Annotated in this window: 27 protein-coding genes and 5 pseudogenes; 15 read left to right on the forward strand and 17 right to left on the reverse strand. The window is 60.7% G+C overall.

The features are described 5' to 3' along the window. Positions 1 to 327: 327 nt before the first annotated feature. Positions 328 to 663: a hypothetical protein gene (locus tag QA642_RS13235; protein ID WP_283085056.1), complete on the reverse strand. Its 336-nt coding sequence runs from the start codon at positions 661 to 663 to the stop codon at positions 328 to 330. Between the two features lie 1,188 nt (positions 664 to 1,851). Here QA642_RS13235 and QA642_RS13240 point away from each other — a divergent pair. Both QA642_RS13240 and QA642_RS13245 read left to right on the forward strand, forming a co-directional pair. Further along, the gene (locus QA642_RS13240; RefSeq protein ID WP_283085057.1) at positions 1,852 to 2,019 is read left to right on the forward strand and encodes a hypothetical protein; all 168 of its coding nucleotides are present in this window, start codon (positions 1,852 to 1,854) and stop codon (positions 2,017 to 2,019) included. A gap of 943 nt (positions 2,020 to 2,962) precedes the next feature. Beyond that, positions 2,963 to 3,208, forward strand: a complete 246-nt coding sequence (locus tag QA642_RS13245) for a hypothetical protein (RefSeq protein ID WP_283079823.1) — start codon at positions 2,963 to 2,965, stop codon at positions 3,206 to 3,208. 116 nt (positions 3,209 to 3,324) lie between these two features. Here QA642_RS13245 and QA642_RS13250 read toward each other — a convergent pair whose 3' ends face one another. The 3 genes from QA642_RS13250 to QA642_RS13260 form a co-directional block, all read right to left on the reverse strand. Next, entirely contained in the window at positions 3,325 to 3,507 is a 183-nt protein-coding gene (locus QA642_RS13250) for a hypothetical protein (RefSeq protein WP_283085058.1), read from the reverse strand. 221 nt (positions 3,508 to 3,728) lie between these two features. Continuing rightward, positions 3,729 to 4,220 carry an Hsp20/alpha crystallin family protein gene (locus QA642_RS13255; protein WP_283085059.1) on the reverse strand — a complete coding sequence of 164 codons (492 nt, stop codon included), beginning with the start codon at positions 4,218 to 4,220 and terminating at the stop codon, positions 3,729 to 3,731. An 82-nt stretch (positions 4,221 to 4,302) separates the two neighbouring features. Beyond that, complete coding sequence (locus tag QA642_RS13260; protein WP_283085060.1) at positions 4,303 to 4,761, reverse strand: Hsp20 family protein; 459 nt, start codon at positions 4,759 to 4,761, stop codon at positions 4,303 to 4,305. A 336-nt stretch (positions 4,762 to 5,097) separates the two neighbouring features. On the opposite strand from QA642_RS13260, the gene QA642_RS13265 reads away from it, so the two are divergent. Both QA642_RS13265 and QA642_RS13270 read left to right on the forward strand, forming a co-directional pair. Next, the gene (locus QA642_RS13265) at positions 5,098 to 5,319 is read left to right on the forward strand and encodes a hypothetical protein (protein ID WP_283086875.1); all 222 of its coding nucleotides are present in this window, start codon (positions 5,098 to 5,100) and stop codon (positions 5,317 to 5,319) included. Next, positions 5,316 to 5,495: a hypothetical protein gene (locus QA642_RS13270; protein ID WP_080134694.1), complete on the forward strand. Its 180-nt coding sequence runs from the start codon at positions 5,316 to 5,318 to the stop codon at positions 5,493 to 5,495. Before QA642_RS13265 ends, QA642_RS13270 begins: the two co-directional genes overlap by 4 nt. Positions 5,496 to 6,190: 695 nt before the next feature. Here QA642_RS13270 and QA642_RS13275 read toward each other — a convergent pair. Next, entirely contained in the window at positions 6,191 to 6,427 is a 237-nt protein-coding gene (locus QA642_RS13275) for a hypothetical protein (RefSeq protein WP_283085061.1), read from the reverse strand. 410 nt (positions 6,428 to 6,837) lie between these two features. Between QA642_RS13275 and QA642_RS13280 the strand changes: the two genes are divergently transcribed. Then, complete coding sequence (locus QA642_RS13280) at positions 6,838 to 7,080, forward strand: hypothetical protein (RefSeq protein WP_283085062.1); 243 nt, start codon at positions 6,838 to 6,840, stop codon at positions 7,078 to 7,080. A gap of 1,226 nt (positions 7,081 to 8,306) precedes the next feature. Continuing rightward, positions 8,307 to 8,477: a hypothetical protein gene (locus QA642_RS13290; protein WP_283085064.1), complete on the forward strand. Its 171-nt coding sequence runs from the start codon at positions 8,307 to 8,309 to the stop codon at positions 8,475 to 8,477. A 1,221-nt stretch (positions 8,478 to 9,698) separates the two neighbouring features. Here QA642_RS13290 and QA642_RS13295 read toward each other — a convergent pair. From QA642_RS13295 to QA642_RS13310, 3 genes and pseudogenes are all read right to left on the reverse strand, one after another. Next, positions 9,699 to 9,956 carry a hypothetical protein gene (locus tag QA642_RS13295; protein WP_283085065.1) on the reverse strand — a complete coding sequence of 86 codons (258 nt, stop codon included), beginning with the start codon at positions 9,954 to 9,956 and terminating at the stop codon, positions 9,699 to 9,701. 417 nt (positions 9,957 to 10,373) lie between these two features. Then, positions 10,374 to 10,598 (reverse strand): annotated as a pseudogene (locus QA642_RS13305) (esterase); the annotation flags it as partial. A gap of 719 nt (positions 10,599 to 11,317) precedes the next feature. Next, on the reverse strand, positions 11,318 to 11,731 hold the full coding sequence (locus QA642_RS13310; RefSeq protein ID WP_283085066.1) for a nuclear transport factor 2 family protein: 414 nt from the start codon (positions 11,729 to 11,731) through the stop codon (positions 11,318 to 11,320). Positions 11,732 to 11,923: 192 nt separating this feature from the next. Between QA642_RS13310 and QA642_RS46495 the strand changes: the two genes are divergently transcribed. Further along, positions 11,924 to 12,187, forward strand: a complete 264-nt coding sequence (locus QA642_RS46495; protein ID WP_349253888.1) for a hypothetical protein — start codon at positions 11,924 to 11,926, stop codon at positions 12,185 to 12,187. Here the strand turns inward: QA642_RS46495 and QA642_RS13320 are convergent. The 3 genes from QA642_RS13320 to QA642_RS13330 all read right to left on the reverse strand — a co-directional run bounded on the left by QA642_RS13320 (position 12,162) and on the right by QA642_RS13330 (position 13,491). Continuing rightward, entirely contained in the window at positions 12,162 to 12,308 is a 147-nt protein-coding gene (locus tag QA642_RS13320) for a hypothetical protein (protein WP_283087167.1), read from the reverse strand. The two genes, QA642_RS46495 and QA642_RS13320, sit on opposite strands and share 26 nt — an antisense overlap. A 324-nt stretch (positions 12,309 to 12,632) precedes the next feature. Then, positions 12,633 to 12,869 (reverse strand): hypothetical protein, encoded by a 237-nt coding sequence (locus QA642_RS13325; RefSeq protein ID WP_283085067.1) that lies wholly within the window; start codon positions 12,867 to 12,869, stop codon positions 12,633 to 12,635. Between the two features lie 271 nt (positions 12,870 to 13,140). Continuing rightward, positions 13,141 to 13,491 (reverse strand): response regulator, encoded by a 351-nt coding sequence (locus QA642_RS13330; RefSeq protein WP_283085068.1) that lies wholly within the window; start codon positions 13,489 to 13,491, stop codon positions 13,141 to 13,143. Between the two features lie 571 nt (positions 13,492 to 14,062). Here QA642_RS13330 and QA642_RS13335 point away from each other — a divergent pair. After that, complete coding sequence (locus QA642_RS13335) at positions 14,063 to 14,251, forward strand: hypothetical protein (protein WP_283085069.1); 189 nt, start codon at positions 14,063 to 14,065, stop codon at positions 14,249 to 14,251. A 134-nt stretch (positions 14,252 to 14,385) separates the two neighbouring features. Here QA642_RS13335 and QA642_RS46500 read toward each other — a convergent pair whose 3' ends face one another. Next, entirely contained in the window at positions 14,386 to 14,820 is a 435-nt protein-coding gene (locus tag QA642_RS46500) for a DUF2934 domain-containing protein (RefSeq protein WP_349253837.1), read from the reverse strand. A gap of 655 nt (positions 14,821 to 15,475) precedes the next feature. Here QA642_RS46500 and QA642_RS13345 point away from each other — a divergent pair. Further along, complete coding sequence (locus tag QA642_RS13345) at positions 15,476 to 15,844, forward strand: hypothetical protein (protein WP_283085070.1); 369 nt, start codon at positions 15,476 to 15,478, stop codon at positions 15,842 to 15,844. On the opposite strand, the pseudogene QA642_RS13350 reads toward QA642_RS13345, so the two are convergent. Both QA642_RS13350 and QA642_RS13355 read right to left on the reverse strand, forming a co-directional pair. Then, positions 15,839 to 16,164, reverse strand: a pseudogene (locus QA642_RS13350) (hypothetical protein). The gene QA642_RS13345 and the pseudogene QA642_RS13350 sit on opposite strands and share 6 nt — an antisense overlap. Positions 16,165 to 16,323: 159 nt before the next feature. Continuing rightward, positions 16,324 to 16,988: pseudogene (locus QA642_RS13355) on the reverse strand (SOS response-associated peptidase family protein); the annotation flags it as partial. A 27-nt stretch (positions 16,989 to 17,015) separates the two neighbouring features. Here QA642_RS13355 and QA642_RS13360 point away from each other — a divergent pair. Beyond that, positions 17,016 to 17,633 carry a hypothetical protein gene (locus QA642_RS13360; RefSeq protein WP_283085071.1) on the forward strand — a complete coding sequence of 206 codons (618 nt, stop codon included), beginning with the start codon at positions 17,016 to 17,018 and terminating at the stop codon, positions 17,631 to 17,633. 147 nt (positions 17,634 to 17,780) lie between these two features. After that, positions 17,781 to 17,882: pseudogene (gene glnQ / locus QA642_RS13365) on the forward strand (glutamine ABC transporter ATP-binding protein GlnQ); the annotation flags it as partial. Between the two features lie 77 nt (positions 17,883 to 17,959). Here the strand turns inward: glnQ and QA642_RS13370 are convergent. After that, entirely contained in the window at positions 17,960 to 18,421 is a 462-nt protein-coding gene (locus tag QA642_RS13370) for a hypothetical protein (protein ID WP_283085072.1), read from the reverse strand. Positions 18,422 to 18,444: 23 nt separating this feature from the next. On the opposite strand from QA642_RS13370, the gene QA642_RS13375 reads away from it, so the two are divergent. The 4 genes from QA642_RS13375 to QA642_RS13390 all read left to right on the forward strand — a co-directional run bounded on the left by QA642_RS13375 (position 18,445) and on the right by QA642_RS13390 (position 22,660). After that, complete coding sequence (locus tag QA642_RS13375; protein WP_283085073.1) at positions 18,445 to 18,720, forward strand: hypothetical protein; 276 nt, start codon at positions 18,445 to 18,447, stop codon at positions 18,718 to 18,720. 217 nt (positions 18,721 to 18,937) lie between these two features. Beyond that, positions 18,938 to 19,441, forward strand: coding sequence for a (2Fe-2S)-binding protein (locus tag QA642_RS13380; RefSeq protein WP_283085074.1), 504 nt, complete (start codon positions 18,938 to 18,940; stop codon positions 19,439 to 19,441). After that, positions 19,438 to 20,454: a xanthine dehydrogenase family protein subunit M gene (locus QA642_RS13385; protein WP_283085075.1), complete on the forward strand. Its 1,017-nt coding sequence runs from the start codon at positions 19,438 to 19,440 to the stop codon at positions 20,452 to 20,454. The genes QA642_RS13380 and QA642_RS13385 overlap by 4 nt, the downstream gene beginning before the upstream one ends. A 7-nt stretch (positions 20,455 to 20,461) precedes the next feature. Then, positions 20,462 to 22,660 carry a xanthine dehydrogenase family protein molybdopterin-binding subunit gene (locus QA642_RS13390; protein WP_283085076.1) on the forward strand — a complete coding sequence of 733 codons (2,199 nt, stop codon included), beginning with the start codon at positions 20,462 to 20,464 and terminating at the stop codon, positions 22,658 to 22,660. A 390-nt stretch (positions 22,661 to 23,050) separates the two neighbouring features. On the opposite strand, the pseudogene QA642_RS13395 reads toward QA642_RS13390, so the two are convergent. Further along, positions 23,051 to 23,932, reverse strand: a pseudogene (locus QA642_RS13395) (ISL3 family transposase); the annotation flags it as partial. Positions 23,933 to 24,060: 128 nt separating this feature from the next. Next, a complete protein-coding gene (locus tag QA642_RS13400) occupies positions 24,061 to 25,617 on the reverse strand; it encodes an ISL3 family transposase (protein WP_283085077.1) in 1,557 nt (518 codons plus the stop codon). Between the last annotated feature and the right edge of the window lie 122 nt (positions 25,618 to 25,739).

Raw genomic sequence — 25,739 nt, forward strand, 5'->3', positions numbered from 1 at the left:
AAGGTGAGGGGCCGGCAAGTCGTGCCAGGCTATGGTAGTGCAATATGCACGGCACCACCGAACGTCACGACATCATCCGTCGCCTGTTTGGCGCCACTTTCAAAAGTGCGTGGGAAACCTGCCCAGCAGGCGTGGCATGTTTTCCTGTTATGAATTTCTCGTCGAGCGTGTGGCAAGTGCGGCGACCGCGAGTTCGATTGGAAGCCGGATCGGCAAATTGACGCGCATGGCTATGTGCGAATCTACTGAGATCAACCTGCCAGCTAGGCGTCACTCCTCAAATTTCTTCAGTAGCTCGATGGCATCCATTCGAAAATTGTAAGCGAGCTAGATCGACAGAAGGCCAATGGCGCCGGTGGTCCCGAGAGCGATTGCGAATTCGAGGATCGGAACCGAGGCAAACGTCGCGGTGAGCGCCGTCAGGGGCACAAAGTATCCGCCGAACATAAAGCCCGCGGCAAGGCTGTTGTAGTAAGAAGCGTGTATCTTGCGAGGCTCGTTTCGTGCCGTCTTGGTCGGCGCAGTTGGGCTCCAGTTCATTTTGCTCATCCTGCCACCCCTTGCTTTCGGATTGGCGGTACCTGCTGTTTTCCAAGCCTTTAGCCTGAGGCGTTCATCGTGCATTGCGCGTTTTAGGCGCAGAGCGATCTCGCTCTTGATCAAGCCCACTCATCCTGCCTTCCTACCGTCGGTCTGTCGATCGTGAGTACCCCGAATGGCGCCGTGCGACGAACGCCGATTTTAGCCCCTATAAGCGCAGTCGTTGCGACGACTAAATCATTGAAACAGCTGACATGACGGCTGACTCTTAATCAGCGGGTCCCAGGTTCGAGCCCTGGTGCGCCCACCATATAAATCAAGACCTTAGCGAGAGAAACCGTTTGAGACGGCCGAACTAAAACGGTTTTTCAAACGGTGTTTTTGGCCGTCTCAAAGGCGAAGTTGATGACGAGCTGCGGGCCGGACTATGCGAACCGGGTAGCTATCTCACGCACTCTTCGGACCTGCAGGCTCACGGCCACAGCACGGTGGTCAGTTCAGCGTGCTGTGGCTCCGGCACCCGCACGTAAGTTCAGCTCAAGCAAACGGCGTGTTGATCTTCTCGATATGGATCCGGCCGTCTTGTACTGGCTCAACCTGGCCGGCGAGCTCGAGAAGCTAGCGCGCGACAGTTTCAGGACGGCGTTTGGGGCGGCCGTCGCCTTGTTTCACAAGGAGAACCTTCCGGCACTTGGTTCATTTCCTCGTAGGCAGTTTTGGTCGCGGAGAAAATGCCATGGAAGGCTTTCTAGCTGCGGTTAGCGTCGCCGCCGTTTTTTAATTGCTGTTCCGATTTCTCAAATTTCGATCACAGCAGGAACAACGCGACGGCCGGTGGCACGCGGACAGAAACAAAATGCGCCGATGGTTCAATGGATCGTGGCAGTATCGCGAGATGAACGCCGAAGATCTTAAAGACCAAAATGAGTGGCAAGATCGCGAGAGCATCTGAGCGGAACATCAATAAGGTGAGCCACTCGCATCTCGGATCCAAAGGCACTGGGGTCCAGGCGCGAGAAGGCGCCGGCGAAAGCGCAGGCGGCCCTGTACGCGGCGGGACAGATGGACACGTTTTGGTACGAGGCTGAGAAGCAGCTTCTTGCCGCAGCTTCCGCATTGGTATCCATCGGCGACGTGATGGCGCGGCAGTCCTTGCCCAAAAAATCAGCGCGACACGGTCGTCCTTCTTAGCGACACTCAAGGTCGCGCCAAGCGGCGAGCGAGGCCGGTATGGCAAAGGTTGTCCTGATAAGTCCAAGGGCCTGCCCATGCTGCGATACCGTGCTTGATGGGATCAGGCCGATCGATAGCATGCCTGACCTTGAGACAGTGTCGATAAACTTCACCGTCTGCGACTGCTGCGGCCATTTCATGATGGTGGACCGCAATCTCACGCTCCGCGAACTGACGACAGAGGAGTTCCGCGAAGTGACCAATCATCCCACCGTCGTCGCCGAATGGCGGCGATGGGTGAACTGAGCGCGGGCCGCGGAATGTCCACCCCGGTTCGACGAGACCAGTTTAAGATTGCGCCCAAGGGTATTGTCCACCTGCCAACGGGGGCTGCGTATACTCCGCATCCAGGCGCGCCATACGTTGGAACCATAAATCCAAATCAACTTGGAAACGTACTCCCGAATGGTGAGGACTATCGGCCACATGAAGTGAAGGCGATGATGGAGCAGTTGTGGGCAGAATACGTCACCGCGAATTCCCGTCTCTTCGAAGTGGACGATTAGAAGGGGCCGCGCCGCAGCATTGAGGGGCGCTCATCGGTGCGCCAGTTAACAATTACAATGCTTCTTCCCGGCTCATCGGCGCCTCTCCTCTTATTCGAGGGCGTCCAAGAACGTCACAAGCGCTCGCTTCCCGGCGTATTCGGCGGCCATCTATGATTGAAAGCCAGTTGCGCCAAACCCGCCCCCATCGGAGCGCTGCGCCTGCGCAATTCCCACCGACAAGGGTGCGGGCGCTCTCCTGTGTCGACGACATCAATGTAAAAATCAGGCGTCGTTGCCATCGAGTTAGAATATATCGTAGCGCGTCAAAGGGGAGCTGCCTGCCTCGAAAACGGGCAACCGTGTGGTGTTCGGCGCGGAGGTATTGCGCTAAGAAGCGTTTATCGGCCCGCGCCGGGCGCGACCCCGGGCTGGTCCGAAAACAAAGCGTTGGCCGGTTGTTATTTTCAGGCGCATAAATGGGACATGTCCGAGTCTCATCACCGAACCTGCCAGTGCGGAGCTGTCTACAGCCGCACCGAGGCGATGGCCCCTTCGCGGGAAATCGCGAGCTTCGACTGCTCGGTTTGCGGCGCGACTATGGAATCGTGGAACACCGCTTGGGTACCTACATATCGGTTGATAGCTGGCCCTGTTCGACTGCCTACAAACAGCAACTAGCAACAACGCGTCCGCGTTAGCCAATGATGGCGGAGTCGTTCGGCAATTCGTTCACCATTGTTGAGGTGGCCTCAGACGACGCGCCACCGACGAAGCAGACATGGCTCGCGTTAGCCAAGCCTCGCCAGGCGCTGACGCTGGTACTCGCCGCCGTCCCCGAAGGCTGGACGGCGCAAGTTGTTCCAGTGGTCCTTACGGAAAGCCAGCAAAGGTCATTCGAGGAACTAGACCTCATTCCGGGCGACGTTTACAGGATCGATCCAGAGTAACTCCGTCATCGCTGGCGCCTTCGACATCCAAGGTCAGGCGATCGTTGACGGCGAGGTCGTCGTTATCGCCGAAGCGTGTCCGATCAGAACCATCGTCATGACGGCCTGCGTGAATATCATGCCGACCTCCGTAGCGCGGCGGCCCAAGGTCGCCGCCGCCGCATCGGCACCCCGCCAGGAGGCGGGTCGTCGTCTTCGCCGTCGACCCGCCGCAGCGCGGCGAGGATGTCGGCGAGCCGGATGGCGTGGCTCATGCCAGGTACCTTGCGCAAGGCGGGAAAGGACTCGACTGCGAACATATCGGACGCCCAGGACGATAGGATGACCGTTTCTCCGGCGCGGCGAGCCCCGGATCGTTCAGGACATCTTCCGGAGACGCATAGTGCGCCGCCGGATGGAAGAGGGAATTGAGATTGCCTGCGTTCGTGCCGGCTTTGGTCATGGATGCCTCCTTTTACGCTCCTTCCTCGGAGGGTCTTCGGTGAGTTCGGGCGGCGGCGACCGCCGCCCGAAATGGTCTTTACTGCGACTTGATCGCGATGCGCTTGACGCCCGCGCGCGGATTTTCGGATTTTGGTACCGAGATCGTTAGGACGCCGTCCTTAAACGAGGCCTCGGCCCTGTCCTCCTCGACGTCCTCGAGGGCTATCTGCCGCTGGAAGGAGCCGTAGTAACGATCTGTGAAGTATCTGCCTTCCTCCTTGCGCTCGCTCTTTTTCTCGCCGCGGATGATCAGCATCCCGTTTGCGATTTCGATCTGAACATCCTTCTCCGTCATACCCGGGAGCTCGGCCGAGATCGTCAGCCCCTTGTCGGTCTCGCCGAGCTCGATCTTGGGCCAACTGAATTGCCCCTCCATGAGCGGCGAGAGGCTTTCGCCCCCGAAGCCGCGGAAGACGTCGTCGAAGAGCCGGTTCATTTCGCGGTGAAGCGTCATGAACGGATCGCGGGTGCCGCGCGGCGGCGCGACCTCCTGGTTTCTGGACCAGGGAATGAGATCACGAACTGCCATGGTTTTTCTCCCTCGTTGCATGAGCCAGGGAGCGCGGCCGGGCTTGCGCGCGCCGCGCTCCGCCGTCGAACCTTGGCCGGCCTCAGGCCGCCTTCTGTTCGATGTGTGAGGCAGGAGAGGCGCCACTTCCGATCTGGATCCGGCGCGGCTTCATGGCTTCCGGCACCTCGCGGACCAGATCGATGATCAGTAGTCCGTCGCGGAAGCAGGCATCCTTCACCTGGACGTAGTCGGCCAGGTTGAACACGCGCCGGAACGGTCGCGCGGCGATGCCCTGGTACAGGTACTCGCCGGCTGCCTTCTCGGGCTTCCTGCCCTCGATGGTGAGCGCGTTCTGCTCGGCGGTCACGGCGATGTCGTCGGCACCAAACCCGGCGACGGCGAGCGAGAGCCGGTAGTGGTCCTCACTGGTGCGCTCGATGTTGTACGGGGGATAGTGGTCTTCGCTCGGGCGGCGCAGCGTGCTGTCGACGAGGTCGGCCAAGTGGTCGAAGCCGATGGTGGAGCGCCACAGGGGCGCGAAGTCGAAGGTGGTCCTCATGTCCAAGTCCTCCAAAGAGCAAGCTGGATACAAGGAGCGCAAGGCAGGGTCAGAGCGGATCTGGTACCCGGCCGGCGCCCGCGCCGGACCCATAAAGGCGCCCGGCACACCGCTCTCGCGGCGAAAAACGACTTAGAAAAACGCAAGGGCGATTCAAGGGGGGCCGCCGAATTTTTTTGAGCTCGCGGATTGGTTAACACGCCAGGGCTCAAGTGTGGCGCACTGCACCACTACAATCTTGACAGGGTTTTCGCGCCGAATATTTTTTCGCCGGGAATTCGCTTTCCCATTTCTCGAACCGCAAAAGGGCTTGGAAGACCGTCAGGAGTGGCGATGATGATCGACGAAGATATTGCCCGCATTCGTGCGCACCGCAACAACATCCACCGCTATCGGAGACTTCTGAAGACACGGCTCTCCGACCTCGAGCGCCAGTTCATCGAACGGCGTCTCTCCGAAGAGAGCTCGGCGCTGGAGGCGTTGACGTCCGAAACCTTCCCTATCGCGCTCACCATGCCTAGCCCGGACTTCCCTGCGAACGCGGGGGCGGCGTCATGACCGACGTCAAGGACCTGCTGATCCGCGGCAGCGAGAAGGTCATCGCCCACTATCGGCTGCTGCTTGCCAGCGCGAAAACCGAGAAGGAGCGCGAACTCTACCTGAGCCGAATCGAGCGCGAGCAGCGGCTCTTGGACCAGCTCCAAGGCAGCTTACCGGGACGGATCGCGGCATGAACACTCGAACCGGCGAAGAGAACTATGCGGGATTCGATGTCGGACGCGGTAGATGGAAGTGGGCCGTCTGCACAGCTGGAGGCGACGTCGTGATGTCCGGCTCGGAGTGCAGCCGCGCTGCCGCGAGGTACCAGGCGGAGCGCGCGCTGTTTCTCCTGCTCGGCGCGAGCGCGTCGCGGGTGCTGTCCGTAGGAGAGGCGCGGACCACAGACTCGGGTTTGCCGCGGCGCTCGTGCTAGGAACCTTCAACGTCGCCGGCCGGTTGTCCGCCTCTCGACCCTTGCCGCGGAGGCTATCTTGGAAAGCACGATTATCGGAGATTTTGCGACCCGCCGTGAAGCCGAACTAGCCGTGGAGCATGTCTTCAGGAATGCGGTGTGGCGCGCGGCGACGTCTTCATTCAGCGGCGCGAACTCGGCCGGAGCACGCGCGGCGGGTGCGGACGCCAAGGTCGCCCCAGAACAGGATGGAAGACAGAAGCTGGAGGGCGTGATTGAGGTGTCGGTTGGTTTTTCATGGCGACGATCCGCAGAAGATCGCCGATGCGCTGACAGGAGCCGGAGCCAACACAGTGCGCACCAAGTAGGGCGATACGGCTGCGCCCGTGAAGCTGCATAGCCGCGGGGTCGTTGCCCTACAGCTAACGACCGTAGTGGCGCGAACACCAGGATGGGAGAGGGCGTCAGCGCCTTGCCTCAACTGAACACAGCATGAGCAAGAATGGCGAAGTAGGCGACGATCAGGAAAAAAGCCATCGTCTGGAGCTCTTTTGCGCGCAGCTCGGCGGCTTGATAACTCAATGGCTTTTGCCGACGCTCAGCAGATACAGTCCGCGACAGGCGTAAGGGCCACACCAGATGCTTATCTCCTTTGCGCACCACCGAGCTCGCCGGAAATCCCTGTCGCGTCATCCTTCCAAGCCAGTCGGCCACGGTTTGAGCACTCGTACACAGAGACCCGGCGACCATCGCGAGAGTCGCGGATAACGGATCTAAGGGCCGTGACGATGTGGCAATCTTCGCAATTGGGAGGCCGATCAAAAAACGTCGCCTCAAAGGTTGCTTGTTGCTCGCGCATGTGATTCGTCTCCGTCCCAGATGGGATCAGATCGCGAGTCCGCTATCAACATCATGGATTATGCCGAGACGGTCGGGTAGCATCTGGTTCGTCAAGATCCCCACTTCAATTTGCGCCGAATCACACCGCAACAGAAGCTGTGGCGCAACGGCAGCGCGCCGGCATATGTTGGGGATGGCTTCTGTCGGCCTCTTTGCGGTCGCGAGCCAGGCGTGCACCGTCAATCGCGTGTCCAACGTTCATAGATGGCGGTAGGGAACAGGCCATGCCCCGGAGCACCAACCGTAACCTGCCGAAGTCCGCGGACCTATTGGTCATTAAAGAAGAGCTGATGAGTAGTCGCAGGATCGTTGTTGCTGCTTCGGCCGGGCCGCGCCTGAGTGGTCGGATCGGTATCGTTGTTGGCCAAGGGGCGACCGCGACTCAGGTCAAGGTGCTCCTCGACGGAACCAAGCGCTTCGTGACATTGCACGCGCGCTACGTTGACTTACTCAAAACACGTTCTTAGTCAGAGCTGCTAAGCTCCGGGCGGGCCGCAGCAGGTGCGAGCCCATGATGAAACAGACGGCAAGGAAAGCGCCGCCGGCCCGATTGCGGTCGCACCGCTGGTGCCAGTGGGCGGTCCAAGCGCATCATTGCAACGTGGTTCTATTAGCCGCGAAGAGCAACGCAGCCTGAAAGACCGGTCCTGACGCTGTTCTGACCTCGATGGCAACATCTGGCCGGAGCGCTTGTCCTGGAGCTTCCTCCGCAAAATCGCGCGCCAATTTCGCCAGGGTGTCTAGAGCCTCTGCCTCAGCATCTGCTTGCGAAGGCAATTCCACGCCTTGCTCATCGGGGCAGAAGTCCCACCCGTTCCTGACGTCGAAGAAATATCGCGCCACCATAGCACTCCAAAAAAGTGAGCGCCGAGAGCCGTCTTCCAGGGCCTGAAGGTATTAACCCCGAAATCTGCCAAAGTAGCGGCGATGACCGCGTCCTGTAAGTGCCTAAAAGAGGTAGAACTGGAATCGATGACGGCCTGTCCGTGTGTGTGTGTCAGAACTTGGCTAGCCTTGCGCGGAGCCGAACCCCGTCAACTCGGAGGCGAGACTGTCGCGGCGCCAATATGCATCGGAAAGCGGACGACGGTCCCGACCAGGCAGGGACATGCTGCTGAAGGAGTAGGCCGGGGCCTCGACTGGAGGTGCTTGGTCGGTTGCACCAAGCGGAGGTGAGGCACTATCAGACCGACGGGTGCTCTGTCCGCTTTCGCACTGTTCCCGCCAGGAACATCTGTTGGGCGCTCGAATGTTGTGGCGATTCACATAGGCAAATGCAGGGATTAGTTGACGACGGCGTATTTGGTAGGTGTCGGTGGCTGAGAGACCGAGAGCGCCGCCACCTGCACAAGCGAAAGGGGCGCCGTCATGGCCGACATCAACGCTACTCGCGAGCAGATACACGGACTGCCTTCCGAGATCGCAGAGGAGTGCGCTCGCATTCGGCAGTTGACGGCGAAAGCGGCCGAAAACCCTCAAGTTACCAAAGCCAAATACCTTCCTGGGCCGCAAGACATATGAGCCGTTCCCTGATGAGCCCAAAGAATAAGGCCGCCTCAATTGGCGGCCTCTTTCATCGTATGAGCTGCTTCGCGCTTGAGCCGCACATAGGTCCCGCTCTCGTGCAGCTCGAGCCAGCCGCGATCGGCGCGGGCCTTTCAACTTTGCCCTGTCTTGTGGGTTACCCTTGCACATGGCCGTGACAGACGCAGAACTCTTCCGCAAGGAAGCCGAGGATTGCCTCCACCTGGCGGAGAAGGCGATCAGCGCCTTAGACAAGGAAGAGTGGCAGCGCTTGGCCGCCGAGTGGCTTAAGCTCGCACAGGAAGCCGAGAGTCGTGGAGGTCGATGGTTTCGCACCTGATATGTACGGCATCACGAAGTGCGACCTCTAGTCGTTGCCGGATCGGCTAATGATTGTTCGACGGTGCCAGCGCACGCAGGCTCGCCAGTTCACGTGGTCGTTCATCCCTATTGCCGGATCTCGTATCGCTCGCAGCGAGGATCGCCGCGTTTCACCAGAGTGATCTCTTGGAGGTTGTATTTTGGTTCACAGTGCAATAGCCCATATTCCGACAAATACGGGTATGGTGCGCGCCAACAAAGATTCACGCCCGCCGGAACCTCTTGTGGATACCCGCGTATCGTGTAGGTGCAGACCTCGCGGAAGCTAGGATCTGCCCTTCCGGACGTCTCGGCTCTGCCTTGAGCTGCCTCTTGTGCATGAGCCTGGAATAGCGAAGCCAATGCGAAGAATACCACCAAAAAGGCGCGCATTTTGTTTCCCCTTGGTTTGCGCCTTCAAATTGCGACCACCAAGTTCATCATACGCTCCCGCCCCGTTTGAGCCGCCAGGGCGCTCCGATACTGCACGCGAGAACGGCCCCGGCGCGCGAGGCTGGCGGACACGCCGGGGCCGTTCGTCCCCGTGCGCTCCGCCGCGCGCAAAGCCACTGTACAGGGAAGGAGCGGCAAAGTGAGTTGCGCTCCGGGAGTAACCCATGAGGCCATCTCAATGGCCTTGACGGCGGACTCGTCGTCGGAGTCTGATCTGCGGCCATGGGGCAGCACCGGAACGACATCGACGAGCTCCCGCCCATGGAGCGGCTCTGCCAGCGGCCGGCCTCGAGAGCGATGTGATGCCCGCAATGGCAATGGACTAGGACGCCGCGCAACCCCATCTCGCGCATCTCACCGAAAGTGATCTTGAGCGGCCGACCATCGGCGTGGGTTGGAGCGTGGCGGCGAACAGGGCGAGGCATTACCTGTCAAAGCGGCATCGTGAGTATCTCGCAAATTATCGATTCCTAGCGGCTCAAGGCTCGCGAGCTACTGCCGGTCGTGGGTGTGGAAAAGCAAACGTGACGCAGAGGGCGCGATCAAGAGCGCCGCTTATATCCAAAGGGATACAGACCCGATTGTCGAATCACCCTAGACCTCGGCATGCCTCGGCGGCGCCCCATTACTGTCGAGGTCTCCAACAGCGGCTCCGGCGGGTTGTGCTGGGGCCGTTTTTTTTGACCTGCAAGCTACCGTCACTGGCTATTTCGCTTGGTGGCAAGCTGCGGGTTGTTTCCAGCGGCTGCTACTGAAGGACTTTGGGCAGCACGACTATGACCTCAATCAGCTGTTTCAAGATCTCCGTAGCTAAGTCAGCAATCACCAAAGCGAAGTCATCCTCAATCTCCGAAGCGGTGCTTTCGTCCTTTGCATAGACGTACAAGAGCGGTCCGTCGACTTCAGCGAATCTGACGCCAGCGAACACGCGATAGAAAACAGTCGCGCCTATTACACCGGCTAGCTTTGCCTGTATCGCGTAATCCTGAGTATTGGTGAGATCCATAGCGCGGAGATAAACTCACTTCGCGCGAAAATAAGTCATAAAAAATATTTCAGCAACCTATTGCAAGCGAGTTAGCGGAGACTCTTGTTGTCTGCAGGCGCGGTTCTCATCCGCTTGCTGTTGGAGCGGACGCCATCGCGGTTGGCGGTCCGAATGCGCAGTTATAGCGCAAGGACCATTTGCGCCTAGAGGAGGGAGCAATGTGCAACGCATATCGGACCGGAGAGCGCCGACCGCGGTCGAGCGTGAAGCTCCAAAGGTGTTTCGAGATTCAGGCGCCAGCGTGCCGGCCTCGCAGTATGAGCGCGACCAACAGACATTCCATGCAAACCGGGAGCGCCTGAAGGCGGAGCGGCTGGCTTGCGAGGCGGCCGTCAAGCACAAGCCCAAGACCGGATCGTTGCGTCCTCAGCGAGGCTAGTAATTTTGTCTCCGCTGCAACGAATGTTCGAGAAAGAAACGCAGCATCTCCCTCGTCGCATCCGGTCCGTTTGGATCGGTGTAGGAGCCGGCGGGACTGCCTCCCGACCATGCGTGTCCGGCTCCGTGGATTTCCCAGTGTTCGAGGATTTCGCGCCCGCGCGCGTCGGTGTGGACCGTGCGGGTGTAGGCATGCCCTCCAGGTACCCGCCCGCGATGCACCTTCGCCTTGGTGCGGGATCCGCCGATCGCCTGTCGGACGATCTGAGCCGCGGAGAGGCGAGCCGATCAGGAGGAGGCGTGGTACGAACAGACGCACCGTCTCCGCCGGACTTCCGATGAACTGTCCCAGTTCCGCAATCTGCGTCCACGATTTTCCGGACTGGACCGCTTTCCGGCCCAGGACTTGCGTGTTTGGCCCGGCCGTTACAAAGTATGCAATCTTGGAATGAGCACAACCTAGTTTGCATCCTAATCAGAGGCAGGACGCAATGGTGAGTGAAAGGCCGAGGGCAGGCAGATTTCTTGTTCGAATGGGCGGAGCCGGCTGGATGGTTTACGATCGAGAGCGCAGAGGTCCAGCACTGATCGGCACCGAGTGGGCAGCCAATTTAACCAGAGAGCAGGCGGAAATAGTGCACCGCACTCTCTCCGGTACTTCGGGAGAAGCTGAAAGGCGTTCGACTTGAACGATCCGGGTCGGAACGGCCCCAAGCCCGTCTCTGGGGCTGGTGAGGGACGAGTCGGGGCCGCCCGCGCACGCTAACCCAACGCATGCGCTGGCAGTAATCTCGGCCCGAGATTTCAATTCGTCTGTACGAAATGAGCCGGATTGCAGATTAAATTCGAGGCGGTCGGCTTATAGATGAAAGACGGCTCCGGTTGACCCGGGGGGGACCCGGAGCCGTCCTGCCAACCCTTCATGCCAGCCCGCGTGAAGGCTAATGTGCAGGGAAATTTTCGACGCCTTGCGTCGTTCCTACTACCTTTGGCGGTGTCTTAGCCTCGATTTTGGAGGAACTGGAGCAGCCCTGCTGTAGCGGGCCGCAATTCAGGGTCTTTATTTTCCCGACATCATTAAAGGCCAAGGCGGCCTTCACTATGTTTTTCTCGGTGATGTAGGTGATCATTGCCCCACCGGGCGAGGGCTGAAGATCGTCCAGGTCGGCAGCCCGGTATTCCTGCAGACGAGCAGCCCAGTAGGCTCGCAGGCCTTCTCGGCCAGTGATAACCACGCCTGCACAATCGCAGAACACCACAGCATCTTCGGCATACATTTCCATTATTGCTTCGATATCGCCCGCCCGGTAGGCATCAAGCCAATCGACGGCAGCGGCCATAGGATCGAAATACATACAAGCACCTCCATGCCAGAATTTGGCCTAGAAGCACCCCGCTAAGTCTTTGGCCAATCGACTGTGAATTTTTGCTGTTTCGGTTCTGCCAAGCCCATATGCCGCATGCCATAGGGCGTTACCTTGTCCACTGACGTTCGGTGTCGCCGTCGAGACAAAGCTAGCAAGCTAGCTCGTCAGCCGGTCTTTAGCTTGCGCCAGCAGACGAACGTCGGTGCCGCTCTCGTGGAGTTCGAGCCAGCCCTGCTCGATCGGGTACTTGATGCCCGCGCCGAACTCCGGTCCACTAGCCTTGAACGTGTAGAGAAACGGCGCATTAATCTTCTCGATGTGAATGCGGCCGTCCTGGACGGCCTCGATGCCGCGAGCGATCTCTATCAGCTTGCGGGCCGCACTTCACCTCAAATAGCGGTAGCCGGCATTGAGGGCGTCACCGAGTGTCGCCGCGAAAACTGAGCATGCGGACATTCCAGGCCTGGCAGGCGAGGATGTCCGCGTCCTTTCGGGCGTCGCGGGCGCGTTCGGCCAGAACGCGGACCGTTGTCCCGAACAGGTATTCGCGCGACTTGGTGGTCATGGTGAATTGATTCCGCCGGAAAGAGCCAGAAGCAAGCCGCTAGCGCTAGATGCGCCGCTCCGCGGACGGCCAACCCTTGGTCAAGCGTATTGTGGCAGGCGAGCGGAAAACTTAAGAAGGCTAGGAACATGCTGCGCGCAGCTAGTTTTGCATTTCCATACCAAGAGAAATTGCAATTGCGCTCTGTTCTCTAGCCGCAGCCTGCTTGGTGGCATTCACTTTGGCTGCAATCGTCTCTCCTCACTAGCCAAACGGGAAAGGCCGCTTCATCGGCGGCCTTTCCCGTTGCGGTTTACCGGCGATCGCAACCCAAGTCTCGTTCGCTCACCGCTGTTTCGGCACCTCCGCGTTAATGCGCAGGACAAGGATCGTATTCTCAAATTCATCCGCCACCTCCAACCGCCATTCACGACCGGGCACGAGATTTCCATCGATGCTCTGCAAGGTCTGGCCGGCCACCACCGTGGCCTCCTTCCAAGCAGCGCGATCATCGGGCAACTCTTCACCGACCTCATCGATGATGGTGCGATGGTAAGTCACGTGGAAAAAGTAGCGGGGCATGCGTCCTAGCTTGGGCGAAGGGAAGTGGTCAGCTTGCTGGTCATTTCGATCTGTCGCGCCTTCCGCAACAGCATCTCCCGTCTCCAACTTTCCGACTGAGACTTGGCTTCCTCCCTTAGCTTTTGCGCAGCCGACTGAAGCCTCTCCTCCAACGTTTGGCTTTGCTTGATGCGACGCCGCATCGCTCATCCTGCCCGTTAGCGGCCCGAAACGGACCGAGCGCGGGCAAAACGAACGATGTTGCCGATCGTTCCGTCTTTTGGAACAGCCCCTAGGACGCCTGTAGAAGTTCCGCGATGCAACGTTCGAGTTGTTCGATGGGGAATGGCTTTCTGAGAAGTGGACGTTCGCGAAAGGCTTCTGGGACGGCCTCGGCGCCAAAGCCGCTCGCAAATGCGAACGGGATGTTTCGGTTTGCAAGAGCCACCGCCACAGGCTCCGCGCTGTCGCGACCAAGTGAAACGTCCAGCAGGGCCATATCAAAATCAGAGTCGCGGGCGTGCCGTAATGCAGACGGCAAGTCGTTCGCTTCTGCCTCGACTATGTGGCCAAGCTCTGTCACCATGTCGGCGACCATCATCCTGATGAGGGCTTCATCCTCGACCAAGAATACCGAAGCCATGAAACGCCGCCGCTCAACTACTGCCACGTGATCTTCGTTGCAGTCGCGAAAGCTTGGAGAGCCCCGCTTCGAAGCTCGCCCAAAGTATTTTGGCCTGCCTCGGCGGCCTGCAAAAGCCTTCGGCAATCAGTCGTCGGCTCTCGTGATCTCCACCGTGCGGAAGCTCTCGGCAAGTCTCTCCCAACACTAATTCCATGTTCGACTTCACGCGGTCGGACAGAGTCATCCAACTTTCTCCGGCTCCGATGTCGGTGGTTTGGTAATATGGGACCGGTCCGAAGCGCTCGTCAAGAAGGCGCGCGCCCGCGCTGCATTTTTTGTGTTTTGCGGCTCCGTTTGTAGCACTTCCGAGAAGTTGGGGCTCCCCGGTTTGAGGTCTGCTCCGCCGGGTCAAGCAGACGCGAATCGCTCGCTTTGAGCATGTCGACCCGGAGCGCCTCACTTCCATCGTCAGATCGTGGAGAGCCGGGGGAGCTTGGAACAATGTTCAGGCGATCTAATTGGAGCGTTGACCATCTCAGCTGAGGATGTGCCGTTCGCTGGGAAGCGTCTTGAGGAGGAAGGAGCTACAATGGACGACGAACGAAAAAAATCAGAAGCGGGGGAACGGGCCGCGGAAGGCTTGCGCAAAGCAGCATCCAACGAGGAAGCAAAAAACGAGAGCAAGATGGGGCACGATCTAGCTAAGGCGGCTGATCGTTTCGAAGAGCGCTCTAAGAGCTCCGATGGAAAGAGCGCAGGCGAGAAACAAAAAACCTAAATCTACCCGCACACCGGTCGCGGCTTTCTGACGTAAGGTCTCCGCGTCGATCGTGCGGCCTTTGCACACAGGGAAGGTCTGCTTTCGCTGGTGGTTCGTGCCCTGGAAACGGGCGGCTTCCCCCGTGGAGCGCGCTAAGACACCTGCGGGAGGATGCCGACAGACCCCCGGACCTCCCCGCACTTGGTGTCGGCTTTTGGCTCATTTGCGACATCTGATGGTCCGGTGTTGGGACCGGACATCAACGTCGTCCTTTCAAGCCGGGCAAATGGGGAACCCGCTGAAGACGACCATGGGCGCCGTCCTCTAAGCTGATGGTTCGTCGGATCGCCCCCTGCCCCCGTTCCGCCTAGCCAGAAGTCCAGGTCACGACCCACTGGGCGGCCGGCGTGCTCCCAGAGCTCCTGCGCTCGCATCTTGATCTCTCTATCTCGCGTGGACGGGAATAGCCTCTGCCTCAGCTCGTCGGCAAACCGTCTCAAGCGGCTGGCGGTGCTCTGGTCACGAATGTAGCCTGCCACCTTTGTGGCTAACTCGATCTGGTGCTCCAGCTTCGCCCGTTCGTCCATCTGAGCCGCTCCCGTCCTCCTTTAGTGAAGACGACTCCAACGGCGCACGGTTGTTTCGCCGCCAGGCTCATTTCTACAATGGTCCGACTTAGGGTTCACTTTTGCACACAACGGGCTCTTAACCCCTGGTGAATTCGCCCGAGTCCAATTGTCGAAGAAATGAAAGTGCTCGTCGCGTTGTGTTAGCGACCCGGAACCCCCCACAACGTATGGGTACTTACGTCGTGGTTCTGATCAGCGCTTTTTTGATTGTGGCGGTAGCGAGCTTCGCCTCGCTGAACTGGCCGACTTCCTGATCGCGGTCGAGACCACTCCACCGTAACAGCTTCCCCCACCATTTCCCCAGCGGCTGATGCAACCGGAGGATCAGCGCAGAAGGTCTTCCCTGGAAAGCGGCTATTGAAATGCGAACCCCGCCAGCACCGCGATCGCTGGGATAACGGCCACTCCAAACAGAACAAGCGGTGAGGGAAGGCTTGCTTCGGCTGTCACTGGTCAACTGCCGATACGGCCAGGCACTCGGGGCAGGTATCGCCGACGGAATCCATCGTCTGCGCGCGTCTGCTAGGGCATTCGCCGGGCGGCGCGACGGATGACCCGGGATGGGGCGACCGCCACGTCGAGGCTTTCGCGGAAGGTCGCGGTGATGCCTCCGATGTCAGGAGGCGCTTGCTCAGATCATGCCGGACCGGGCGAAGATCGCAGCTCCGTCCCTGATGTCTTTGCAAGTGTGCATAGCCATTGCATCGAGCTGGCAGCCGGTCGGGCTGCTGAGCGTATGTTGTTGGGCGATGATGATGCGCGGTCTGGCGTCGATGATCACCGGCAGGCGTGTGACTTGGCCTTGCTGATCTGCAAGAGCGAGGAGGCGATCGAAACATTTCTCGCGCACGGCGAAGTTGCTGCGCGCGATTTGCTGATCCCCTATGGTCACGTTGTGATCGCGTTGTCCGTCGTGTTGCGGATCAAGCGCACTCTAGATGGCGCCGAGATCGATGAGATCAACCTGTGCGATCACTCATGAGACCTCCTTCAAGAAAGCTCCGCTGGCACGCTCGTGCATTGCGATGCGACGGTCCTGCTCAGGTGTTCGGCCAAGTGCGCTCCGGTTCAGGGCAGGCGCGCAACCGGATTTAGATGATGCGACGGCATCGCGCGGAGTGATCCCCGCGGGCGGATCGTGCCTGGCAACATCGAGCGCGCGCTCGCGGGCATGCGGGTAGCCCCGTCCTGCGCCCAGCCGTGCTCCTCGCATTCGCGGATAGCGCCCGCCTCCTGAAGCACGCTAACTGCCCAGCCTCTCAGTGTCCGTATGGCACTCCGTTTTTGCGCAGTCATCAGCATCGCGTTGGCTCCTATCGGGGCGAATCCTTACGACCCCTGCTCGTTCCGGGCGGTTAGCACGGGGCAGGGATTCGCAATCGGCAGGGCTAGGGCTTGTCCACCTGTTCCGCACCGTTTGTGCAGAACGCTACGCTTCCAGCGCAGGGTCTTCCTTTTCGCCAGTTGCAAGGCGCCATCGGGGAGGGGCCGCTGCAGTCCCATGGCCCCCGAATCCAGACATCGTACTCCTCGGTCGTGGTCAGGATCACCGGCATGGCCTTCGGATGCACGCGCTTCACCTCGGCGTTGGGTTCGCAGGTCAGGAACCCGAAGACGTCGATGGTGACCTCGCGTTCCTTCGCCTTGCGCACGCTCATCCAGTTCGTCCAGATGCCGGCGAAGGCGGCGAGAGGACGAGAATCGTCAAGCGCGAACCACACAGGGATCTTTTTGCCGTCGATCGCGTCGTACTCGGAAAACGATGTAAGGGGCACGAGACAGCGATTGTCAGGCCTGAGCCAGCGCTTCCAGTGGCTGCTGCTGGTGTTGCGGATATTCGTGGTGCCGCTGTCCGGCTCCCTCCGAAGCAATTCCTTGAAGTCCACAGTCTTGCCCGTGGCCTCGAGCTTCTCCGCGCGTCTCTTCGTTGCGTCCATCAAGGCCTTGGACGACGAAGGCATTCCCCACCGCGCCATCACGATCTCGCGCCCGTCTGCAGCATTGCGGACGATAGGGGCAGGGTTGTCGGGAAAGATGCCCGGCATGCTCGGCAGATTGCCCACGCGGCTGTTCAGTGCTCCAAATAGTTGACGGATCGCATCAACGTCGCTGCGCTCGCCAAGCAAGGCGGCACAGAACAAGAGGCGCGCGCGATGCTCGACAAGGCCATCGCGGCGGTCAAAGCGGATCAAGTCGTGGCCCTCATCAAGTTCACTAAAGGCGAGGATGGATTCCTCTATCGCGATCTTTATCCGTTCTGTTTCCGGATCTCGGATGCGAAGACGCTCGCGACGCTGAAAGCAGTCAAGGCTGGCATTGATGTTCGCTCGCTCAAAGATAATAAGGGCGAAGCCTACGGCGAAGCGCTTTACGCCGTCGCGCAAAAACCGGAAGGCCAAGTCACCGAAATCAGGCCGTATATGTTTCCCAAGCCCGGCACCACGGAGCCGCTGTTTCCAAAACACAGCTTCGTCACGAAAGTTGGCGAGCTGGATGCGGTGTCGGTTACTACAAGTAAAATATCCGACGACGATCACACGCAGCACGAAGCGTTGGTACGCAACGCCAGCAAAGCGACAGGATTGAGCCTGGATCGTGGTCGAGACCTTGGATGCCAACTATCTATCCCCCCGATCCGGCTCTCGCCGAGAGCGCACTGCGAAAGCTTGAAAGAGAAGCGTGACATTTCCCGACGAGGCCCGACTGCCCCCCAAAGGCACTACGATCACACCGAGAGAAAGGCCCGGGAAATCAGAATAGACGGAGTCTGAGCCCACACCAACGGTGCATGAGTCCGGTTATGGCCCATCCGCGAAGTGACGACACCGCTCATTGAGGTCCGCTTAGCCGGACGGAGCGGACTGGATTTGTTCGCGCTGAGTTTTTCGCATTCTGACCCGAACCCACGAGATGGTACGCGAAGCGTTGCGGACAGGGTGGTGTTCATGGACGCTGGCATGATTGTAGAAGAGGGCCTGCCTCACCAGTTCTTCTCGGATCCCAAGCACGAGCGCACTCGTTGCGTTTCTGAAGCAAATCATGCATTAGGGCATGCGGCAGCTGCAATCGCATCGCAGCAAACTGCTCGCAGTGAATCTCAAACAGGCGAATTGCAGGAAGCTTGACACATTGCGGCGGTACGACTTGATGGACTTCCGGTCACCAGTTTCGACCGACGTCCGGTGGCCCGGCCACCGACGGACTGATTAGCGACTTCGATATTCAGTTCGTAGGAGCCGTCCTTGGCCAATTGATTGCGCTCGGCTTCTCCGATCTTGCTCAGAACGCGACGTTCGTATCCGCGACATTCGTGAGTATACTGTTCGGCGCGATCGGGGCCGCGGATCGGTGCGGCCGCAGATTGATGTTCCAGTTCAACCTCGCGGTGTTCGGTCTGGCAACGCTGGCCCGCGCTGTAAGCTTGGCTCGCCTTGGAAGTCAATGGAGCCACCAAGCGGCGAGGGCGCAACCAGGGCAGTGCAAGGGCCAGCCATGGTTTGGTTTCTAAATGATCTGCATCCGCTATCTGCTGCTTCCCCGCGGGTGTCGTTCTTCCCATCCCTCGGGTTCCGCATAGCGGTGATGACTGAACAACTAAATCTCGAAGATTGGGCCTGGCAACGTTCGACCGAGGTGTACCGTCTCAATCTGTATAGCCACCTTACGAGACAAGCAGAGCCGAATCGATCGTCGGTCACCGAAGAAGAGTTGGCCGGAGCTATCCGCGACAGTTTCACGCAAGTGAATGAGGCCGCCTACCGGGAAATGGTCAAGTTGGCGACGGAAGCGGCACTCGAAACCTACGATCGGGTCGTATCGTCCACCATCAAACGGTCGCGCGTCCGGCTACGCAGCTGAAGTCGCGTCTTGCGGTTCGGAAAAATCCCGACTCAACTCCATGGCGCACGCTACGGTGCTGCGTGCCGCGCCGATGGCTTTGTCGCGGCAAGGAAAATTCGCTTAGGAACCAAGTAGCCGGCCGTCCGTTGGGCGCTATTGGCCAGCGGAGACGACGCGCCTTCGCGTCGAGACCGGCTTGATTTCTCGGCTCGGCCTCCGTCGCAGGGAGCAAGACATGTCCCAAGACACGGCCGACGTCACGCATCAGATTCCCGACCGCATTCCGATCAGTCTCATCGTCAACGGAAACAGGCGCACGCTCGACCTCGTGCCCTGGACCTCGCTGCTGGACGCGTTGCGTGACCATCTCGCGCTGACCGGCACCAAGAAGGGCTGCGATCACGGCCAGTGCGGAGCCTGCACCGTGCTTGTGGACGGCCGGCGCGTCAATTCCTGCCTGATGCTCGCCGTCATGACCGACGGCGCGGAGATCACGACCGTCGAAGGTCTTGCCAGCGATGGCGCGCTACATCCCCTGCAACAAGCCTTCATCGACCACGACGCCTTCCAGTGCGGCTATTGCACGCCGGGACAGATTTGCTCGGCCGCCGGCCTGCTGGCCGAAGGCCACGCGGGAGATGCCGACGAGATCCGCGAGCTGATGAGCGGAAATCTCTGCCGCTGCGGCGCCTACCCGAACATCGTTGCTGCCATCCAGCAGGCAATGGGCCTGCCATGATCAACTTCCAGTATTGCCGCGCCACGGACGTCGCCGATGCGATCCTCTTGCTCACCGACCATCCAGGCGCCAAGCTCATTGCCGGCGGCACCAACCTGATCGACCTGATGAAGGAGAATGTCGAGCAGCCTTCCCGGCTGATCGACATCTCCCGTCTTCCGCTCCGCAAGGTCGCGGAGACGGCCGATGGAGGCTTGCGCATCGGCGCCCTGGTGCCGAACTCGGACCTCGGCTACCATCCGCTGGTCGAACAGCGCTATCCGCTGCTTGCCAGCGCCATCCTGGCCGGTGCCTCCGCGCAATTGCGCAACATGGCCACCGTTGGCGGCAACCTGATGCAACGAACGCGTTGCGCCTATTTTTATGACACGGCCACGCCCTGCAATAAGAGAAGTCCCGGCAGCGGCTGCTCGGCGATCGACGGCCTCAACCGCAACCATGCGATCCTCGGCACCAGCGCCTCCTGCATCGCGACCAATCCGTCCGACATGAGCGTGGCGCTGGCGGCGCTCGGCGCACTCGTGCACATCGCAGGTCCATCCGGCGAGCGCACGATGGCGCTGACCGATTTCCATCGGCTGCCCGACGACACGCCGCATGTTGACACCAATCTCGGCACCGGCGAGATCATCACGGGAATTGAACTTCCGCCGCGCGGCTTTGCCCATAACTACAGCTATCTGAAAGTCCGCGACCGCCTGTCTTATGCCTTCGCCCTAGTCTCGGTCGCTGCCGCGCTCGAATTGGACGGCAATGCGATCAGAGAAGCGCGCGTGGCGCTCGGCGGCGTTGCCCACAAGCCCTGGCGCAGCCTTGAAGCCGAAACGGCCTTGCGCGGCCAGGCGGCAACTGAGGATCATTTTTCCCGCGCTGCGCATCTCCTGCTGGAGGGCGCTAGGACCTGCTCGCATAACGGCTTCAAGATCGAGCTCGCCCGCCGAGCCATCGTGCGAACGCTGACGCAGGCCGCGAGCGCCACACCGCAGTCCCAGGCTCACAAGAAGATCGCATGAGGGGCCGATGAACGCCTATGTCGGAACGCCAACGTCCCGCGTCGATGGTCGCGCCAAGGTCACCGGGGCCGCCAAATATGCCGGCGAATTTTCGGCCGATGGACTCGCCCATGGCTTCGTCGTCACGGCCACCATTCCGCGCGGGCGCATTGCGCGTCTCGACACCAGCAAAGCGCTGAAGGTGAAGGGCGTGCTCGACGTGCTCACGCATGCGCATCGGCCGCTGCTCGCCGACAAGGACGAGTCCTGGAAGGATGAAGTGGCGCCGGACGAAGGCTCGCCATTCCGTCCGCTCTACGACGACAGCATCAAGTTCAACGGCCAGCCGATCGCGCTGGTCGTGGCGGACGACTGTGAAATCGCCAAATTCGCCGCGACGTTGGTGCGTGTCGATTATCAGGAGCAGGCGTTTGCGACCGACCTCGAAGCCGAGCGCCGCAAGGCCGCCGAGGTCAAGCAACCGAGCAAGCCCCGCGGCGATGCCGTCGCAGCGCTTGCCGGAGCACCCGTACAGCACGAGGCGGACTACTTCGTTCCGACCGAGCATCACAACCCGATGGAGCTCTATGCAACCACGGCGGTTTGGGACGGCGGCGGCAGGCTCACGGTCTACGACAAGACGCAAGGCGTCCAGAACGTTCACAAGTTACTCTGCAGCGTGTTCGGCAAGAATCCGGAAGATATCCGCGTGCTCTCGCCCTATGTCGGCGGCGCCTTCGGCTCCGGCCTGCGGCCGCAATACCAGGTGGTGCTGGCAACGCTTGCCGCGCTGGCGCTGAAGCGGTCCGTTCGCGTGGTGCTGACGCGGCAGCAGATGTACGGGCTCGGCTACCGGCCGGCGACGATCGAGCACGTCGGGCTCGGCGCCCGGTCCGACGGCGCGCTCGAGGCGGTCACGCACGAGGCCACGGCCGTCACCTCGCGCTATGAGGATTTCGCGCGCAACGACGCCGGCTGGGCGGAACAGCTCTACAAGAGCCCGAACAGCCGCTATTCCCACAAGCTCGCTCGCCTCGATGTCTCCACCCCCTGCGACATGCGCGCGCCGGGTGCAGCTTCAGGCGTCTGCGCGCTTGAATGCGCCATGGACGAATTGGCCGTCGCACTCAAGCTCGACCCCGTCGAGCTGCGGCTGAAGTGCTACTCGGACCGCGACCAGAGTGAAGACCTCCCCTACACCAGCAAGCAGCTGCGCGAATGCTACGCCCGCGGTGCGCAAGCCTTCGGCTGGAGCAGGCGCAATCCCGCGCCGCGCTCGATGCGCGACGGCAAGGAGCTGGTCGGCTGGGGCATGGCGACAGGCGTGTGGGAGGCGCTGCAGATGCCGGTCGCAGCTCGCATCGTGCTGACCGCGAATGGCCATGCCGAAGTCTCCTGCGCGGCGTCCGACATCGGCACCGGCACCTACACCATCGTGGCACAGGTGGCAGCCGATGCGCTCGGGCTGCCGATCGAGAATATCGACGTCAGGCTCGCCGACTCGACCCTGCCGCAGGCCCCCGTCGAGGGTGGCTCGTGGATGGCCGCATCGAGTGCGCATGCGGTGTTGGGAGCGGCCGAGGACATTCGCCAGGAACTCGCGCGTCTTGCCAAGGCGATACCCGCCTCACCGCTGGCTGATGCGGCCAATATTATCCTTGTCGACGGCACGATCGCCAAGGACGGCGACAGGAGCTTTGCGGTCTCGATCGCGGATGCGATGCGCTACGGCAAGCTTGAGCGGATCGAGAAGCAGAAGCTCAACCAATTCGCGGAGGACAAGTCGCACGCACGCAACACGCATTCGGCCGTCTTTGCCGAGGTAAAGGTGGACGAGCAGCTCGGCGTCATCCGCGTCGCGCGCGTCGTAAGCGCCGTCGCGGCCGGGCGGATCCTCAACACCAAGACCGGTCGCAGCCAGATCATGGGCAGCGTGGTCTGGGGGATCGGGATGGCCCTGCACGAGGAGACCGTGACGGATCACCGCTTCGGCCGGATCATGAACGCGAATATCGCCGAGTACCACATCCCCGTGAATGCCGACATTCACGACATCGAGGTGATCTTCGTCGAAGAGCGCGACGACCGCATCAACAGGCTGGGCGTCAAGGGGCTTGGCGAAATCGGCATTGTCGGCGTCCCCGCCGCGATTGCGAACGCCGTGTATCACGCCACGGGAAGGCGCATCCGCCGCCTCCCGATCACACTGGACAAGCTGCTGGCGTGACGCGCAAGTAGCTTACCCTCACGCAAGCTGTATGGATGTTCATCGAATCGTGAAAAACGCGAGCCTGGGCGCGATTTGATACGCTAGCGGGCGGTGCGAGTGCGTCGTGTGCCCGGCGTTTGCCGGATCCGCGCGGGCGCGGCGTCAGGCGTCTGAACCTCTATTCGCCTGCCGCCGGAGCACGGCGTAGAGGGCGATCGAGCCAGAAAATCGGTGCATAGGACACGCCAAAGCGGTATTTCATACAGTAATGTCGGGGCGCGCGAAATGCATCTTCCTGCCGGATAAGGCCTCCGACTCTTGAATATACCAGGCAGTTGCTTGCGCATAACGTGCAGGAATTTCGGTTGCGCAAATCGTGGTCGCAGTACTACCAGGGCGCCGCTCAAAAGCGAGTCTCTGAGAAGCTTGATTGGTCTCCTCGCGGCGCAGATAGCCCTCATATTGGAGGCGCTCGGCGGCTGTGAGCAGCTTGGGATCGATCGTGGTCGCGCCAATCACGGTGCGTATCGGTCGCATCGATTTGCGGACGGCGTCGAGAAAGGCTCGACTGGCGTTCTCCATCAGATGCCAACGATCTGCCACCTGCACCGCGTGCGGCAAGGCCTTTGCTGCGGCTTCGCCATATCCTCCACCACGGTCACGGGCGACGATCGCGATCGTGGGATGCGCAGCGAGCCACGCTTGGGCGGTTGCGGGCTCCCGATCCGGCAGCAGCGTGACAATCCGACGCTTTTCCAGGTTGCAGATGATGCTGGCGTATCGGTGATTGCGCCGCCAGGCCCAATCATCAATGCCGATAACCCTGAGCGGGTCGGCCGGCGGACGGCTACGGCGTCGGACCACGCGCAGGAGCGTGTCTTTGCTCACCGGCAGCATCAGCCGTTTTGCGAAGCCTGCCGCCGGTCGACCACCAAGCGCCAGACCGAGGTGATGGACAATAGAGTCCAGCCTCGCCGTGCGTCGCGCTGATGGAGCCAGTATCCCCTCGGCGAAGCGCTCAGTGAAGATTTGGCGCCCGCACAGGACGGCATCGCAGCGGAAGCGGCGGGCGATTACCAGGAGCTGGACGATCCGCCCCGCGAGTGGAAGATCGGTCACGCGGCGTCGATAGCGGCTATGGACACGTCGCGAAACCGTTCCGCACGATGGGCACAGACCAACGCTTCCGGACGCCCGGACCACAACAACGGCCTTATCACCCTCGTAGTACGCACTCTCTACAACAAACCCACGCGGCACCAGACTGGAGCGGTGGAGTGCTTGCTGCATCGCGCTGATTCTCCCCCAATCAAAGCGCCAGACATCCCCCAAACTGCATCAAAAGTGAGTCAGAGCCAAAATTGGACGCCGATGAGGGGTCAAATTTGGGCTCTGACGCAAGTTTGGTGCAGCGCCGACTATTCTGCGCCGATCAACCTGGCTTGAAGCAGATCGATTTTCCCACGACCGTACATTTGACGTCGAACGAGCTTGAGGCGCGTAATCTGACCTTCGGTCTGTCCGTTCGACCATGGTGAAGCGATTGCCGCCCGTACCGCAGCCTCATCTTTCGCAACGCCGCTGGCGAACGAGGCGACGAGACTGGCGCGGGCGCGCTCGATCCATGGGATGAGCCCCTCCTCAGTTTTGCGCCGGATCATCAAGTGGAATTCAGCGATGATCTCGCGCGCCTCGACCAGGGTTGGTACGCCAGCTTCGATCGCCGCGACCGTGACGGTCTCCGCTTTCGTGAGTACATCCCGCCCGACTGTCATGAGGCGTGCGATCGTTCTGGCTGACGGAATCCGCTGCAGGTTTTCTACGTCGGCCTTTTCAGCCCGTCGTCTACGGGTCGCCCACTCGCTGATGACGCGGAGCGAGCCTCGGAAGCCACGGGCCGCCAGGCGGCGCCAAAGTTCAGCGCCGTTTCGACAGCCGGCCGCCCACTGGTCGTCGAGCCATGGCAGATGCTGATCGAGTGAGCTCTGCCGGGTCCGGAAGACATCATGGCGTTCACCGCGGATGACCTGCCGCACCAGCTTCCTACTATGGCCAGTTCGGCGCACGATCTGCTTGATCGGTATGCCGTTCTTCGACAGAGCCAGGATGGCTGCATTGGTCTCCTCGCGGCGCAGATAGCCCTCATATTGGAGGCGCTCGGCGGCTGTGAGCAGCTTGGGATCGATCGTGGTCGCGCCAATCACGGTGCGTATCGGTCGCATCGATTTGCGGACGGCGTCGAGAAAGGCTCGACTGGCGTTCTCCATCAGATGCCAACGATCTGCCACCTGCACCGCGTGCGGCAAGGCCTTTGCTGCGGCTTCGCCATATCCTCCACCACGGTCACGGGCGACGATCGCGATCGTGGGATGCGCAGCGAGCCACGCTTGGGCGGTTGCGGGCTCCCGATCCGGCAGCAGCGTGACAATCCGACGCTTTTCCAGGTTGCAGATGATGCTGGCGTATCGGTGATTGCGCCGCCAGGCCCAATCATCAATGCCGATAACCCTGAGCGGGTCGGCCGGCGGACGGCTACGGCGTCGGACCACGCGCAGGAGCGTGTCTTTGCTCACCGGCAGCATCAGCCGTTTTGCGAAGCCTGCCGCCGGTCGACCACCAAGCGCCAGACCGAGGTGATGGACAATAGAGTCCAGCCTCGCCGTGCGTCGCGCTGATGGAGCCAGTATCCCCTCGGCGAAGCGCTCAGTGAAGATTTGGCGCCCGCACAGGACGGCATCGCAGCGGAAGCGGCGGGCGATTACCAGGAGCTGGACGATCCGCCCCGCGAGTGGAAGATCGGTCACGCGGCGTCGATAGCGGCTATGGCCACGTCGCGAAACCGTTCCGCACGATGGGCACAGACCAACGCTTCCGGACGCCCGGACCACAACAACGGCCTTATCACCCTCGTAGTACGCACTCTCTACAACAAACCCACGCGGCACCAGACTGGAGCGGTGGAGTGCTTGCTGCATCGCGCTGATTCTCCCCCAATCAAAGCGCCAGACATCCCCCAAACTGCATCAAAAGTGAGTCAGAGCCGAAAATTGACCCCCTGACGACACGAGGAATTGCCCCCCTCGCAACACGGTCAGAA

Source organism: Bradyrhizobium sp. CB2312 (genome assembly GCF_029714425.1).
Lineage (GTDB): Bacteria > Pseudomonadota > Alphaproteobacteria > Rhizobiales > Xanthobacteraceae > Bradyrhizobium.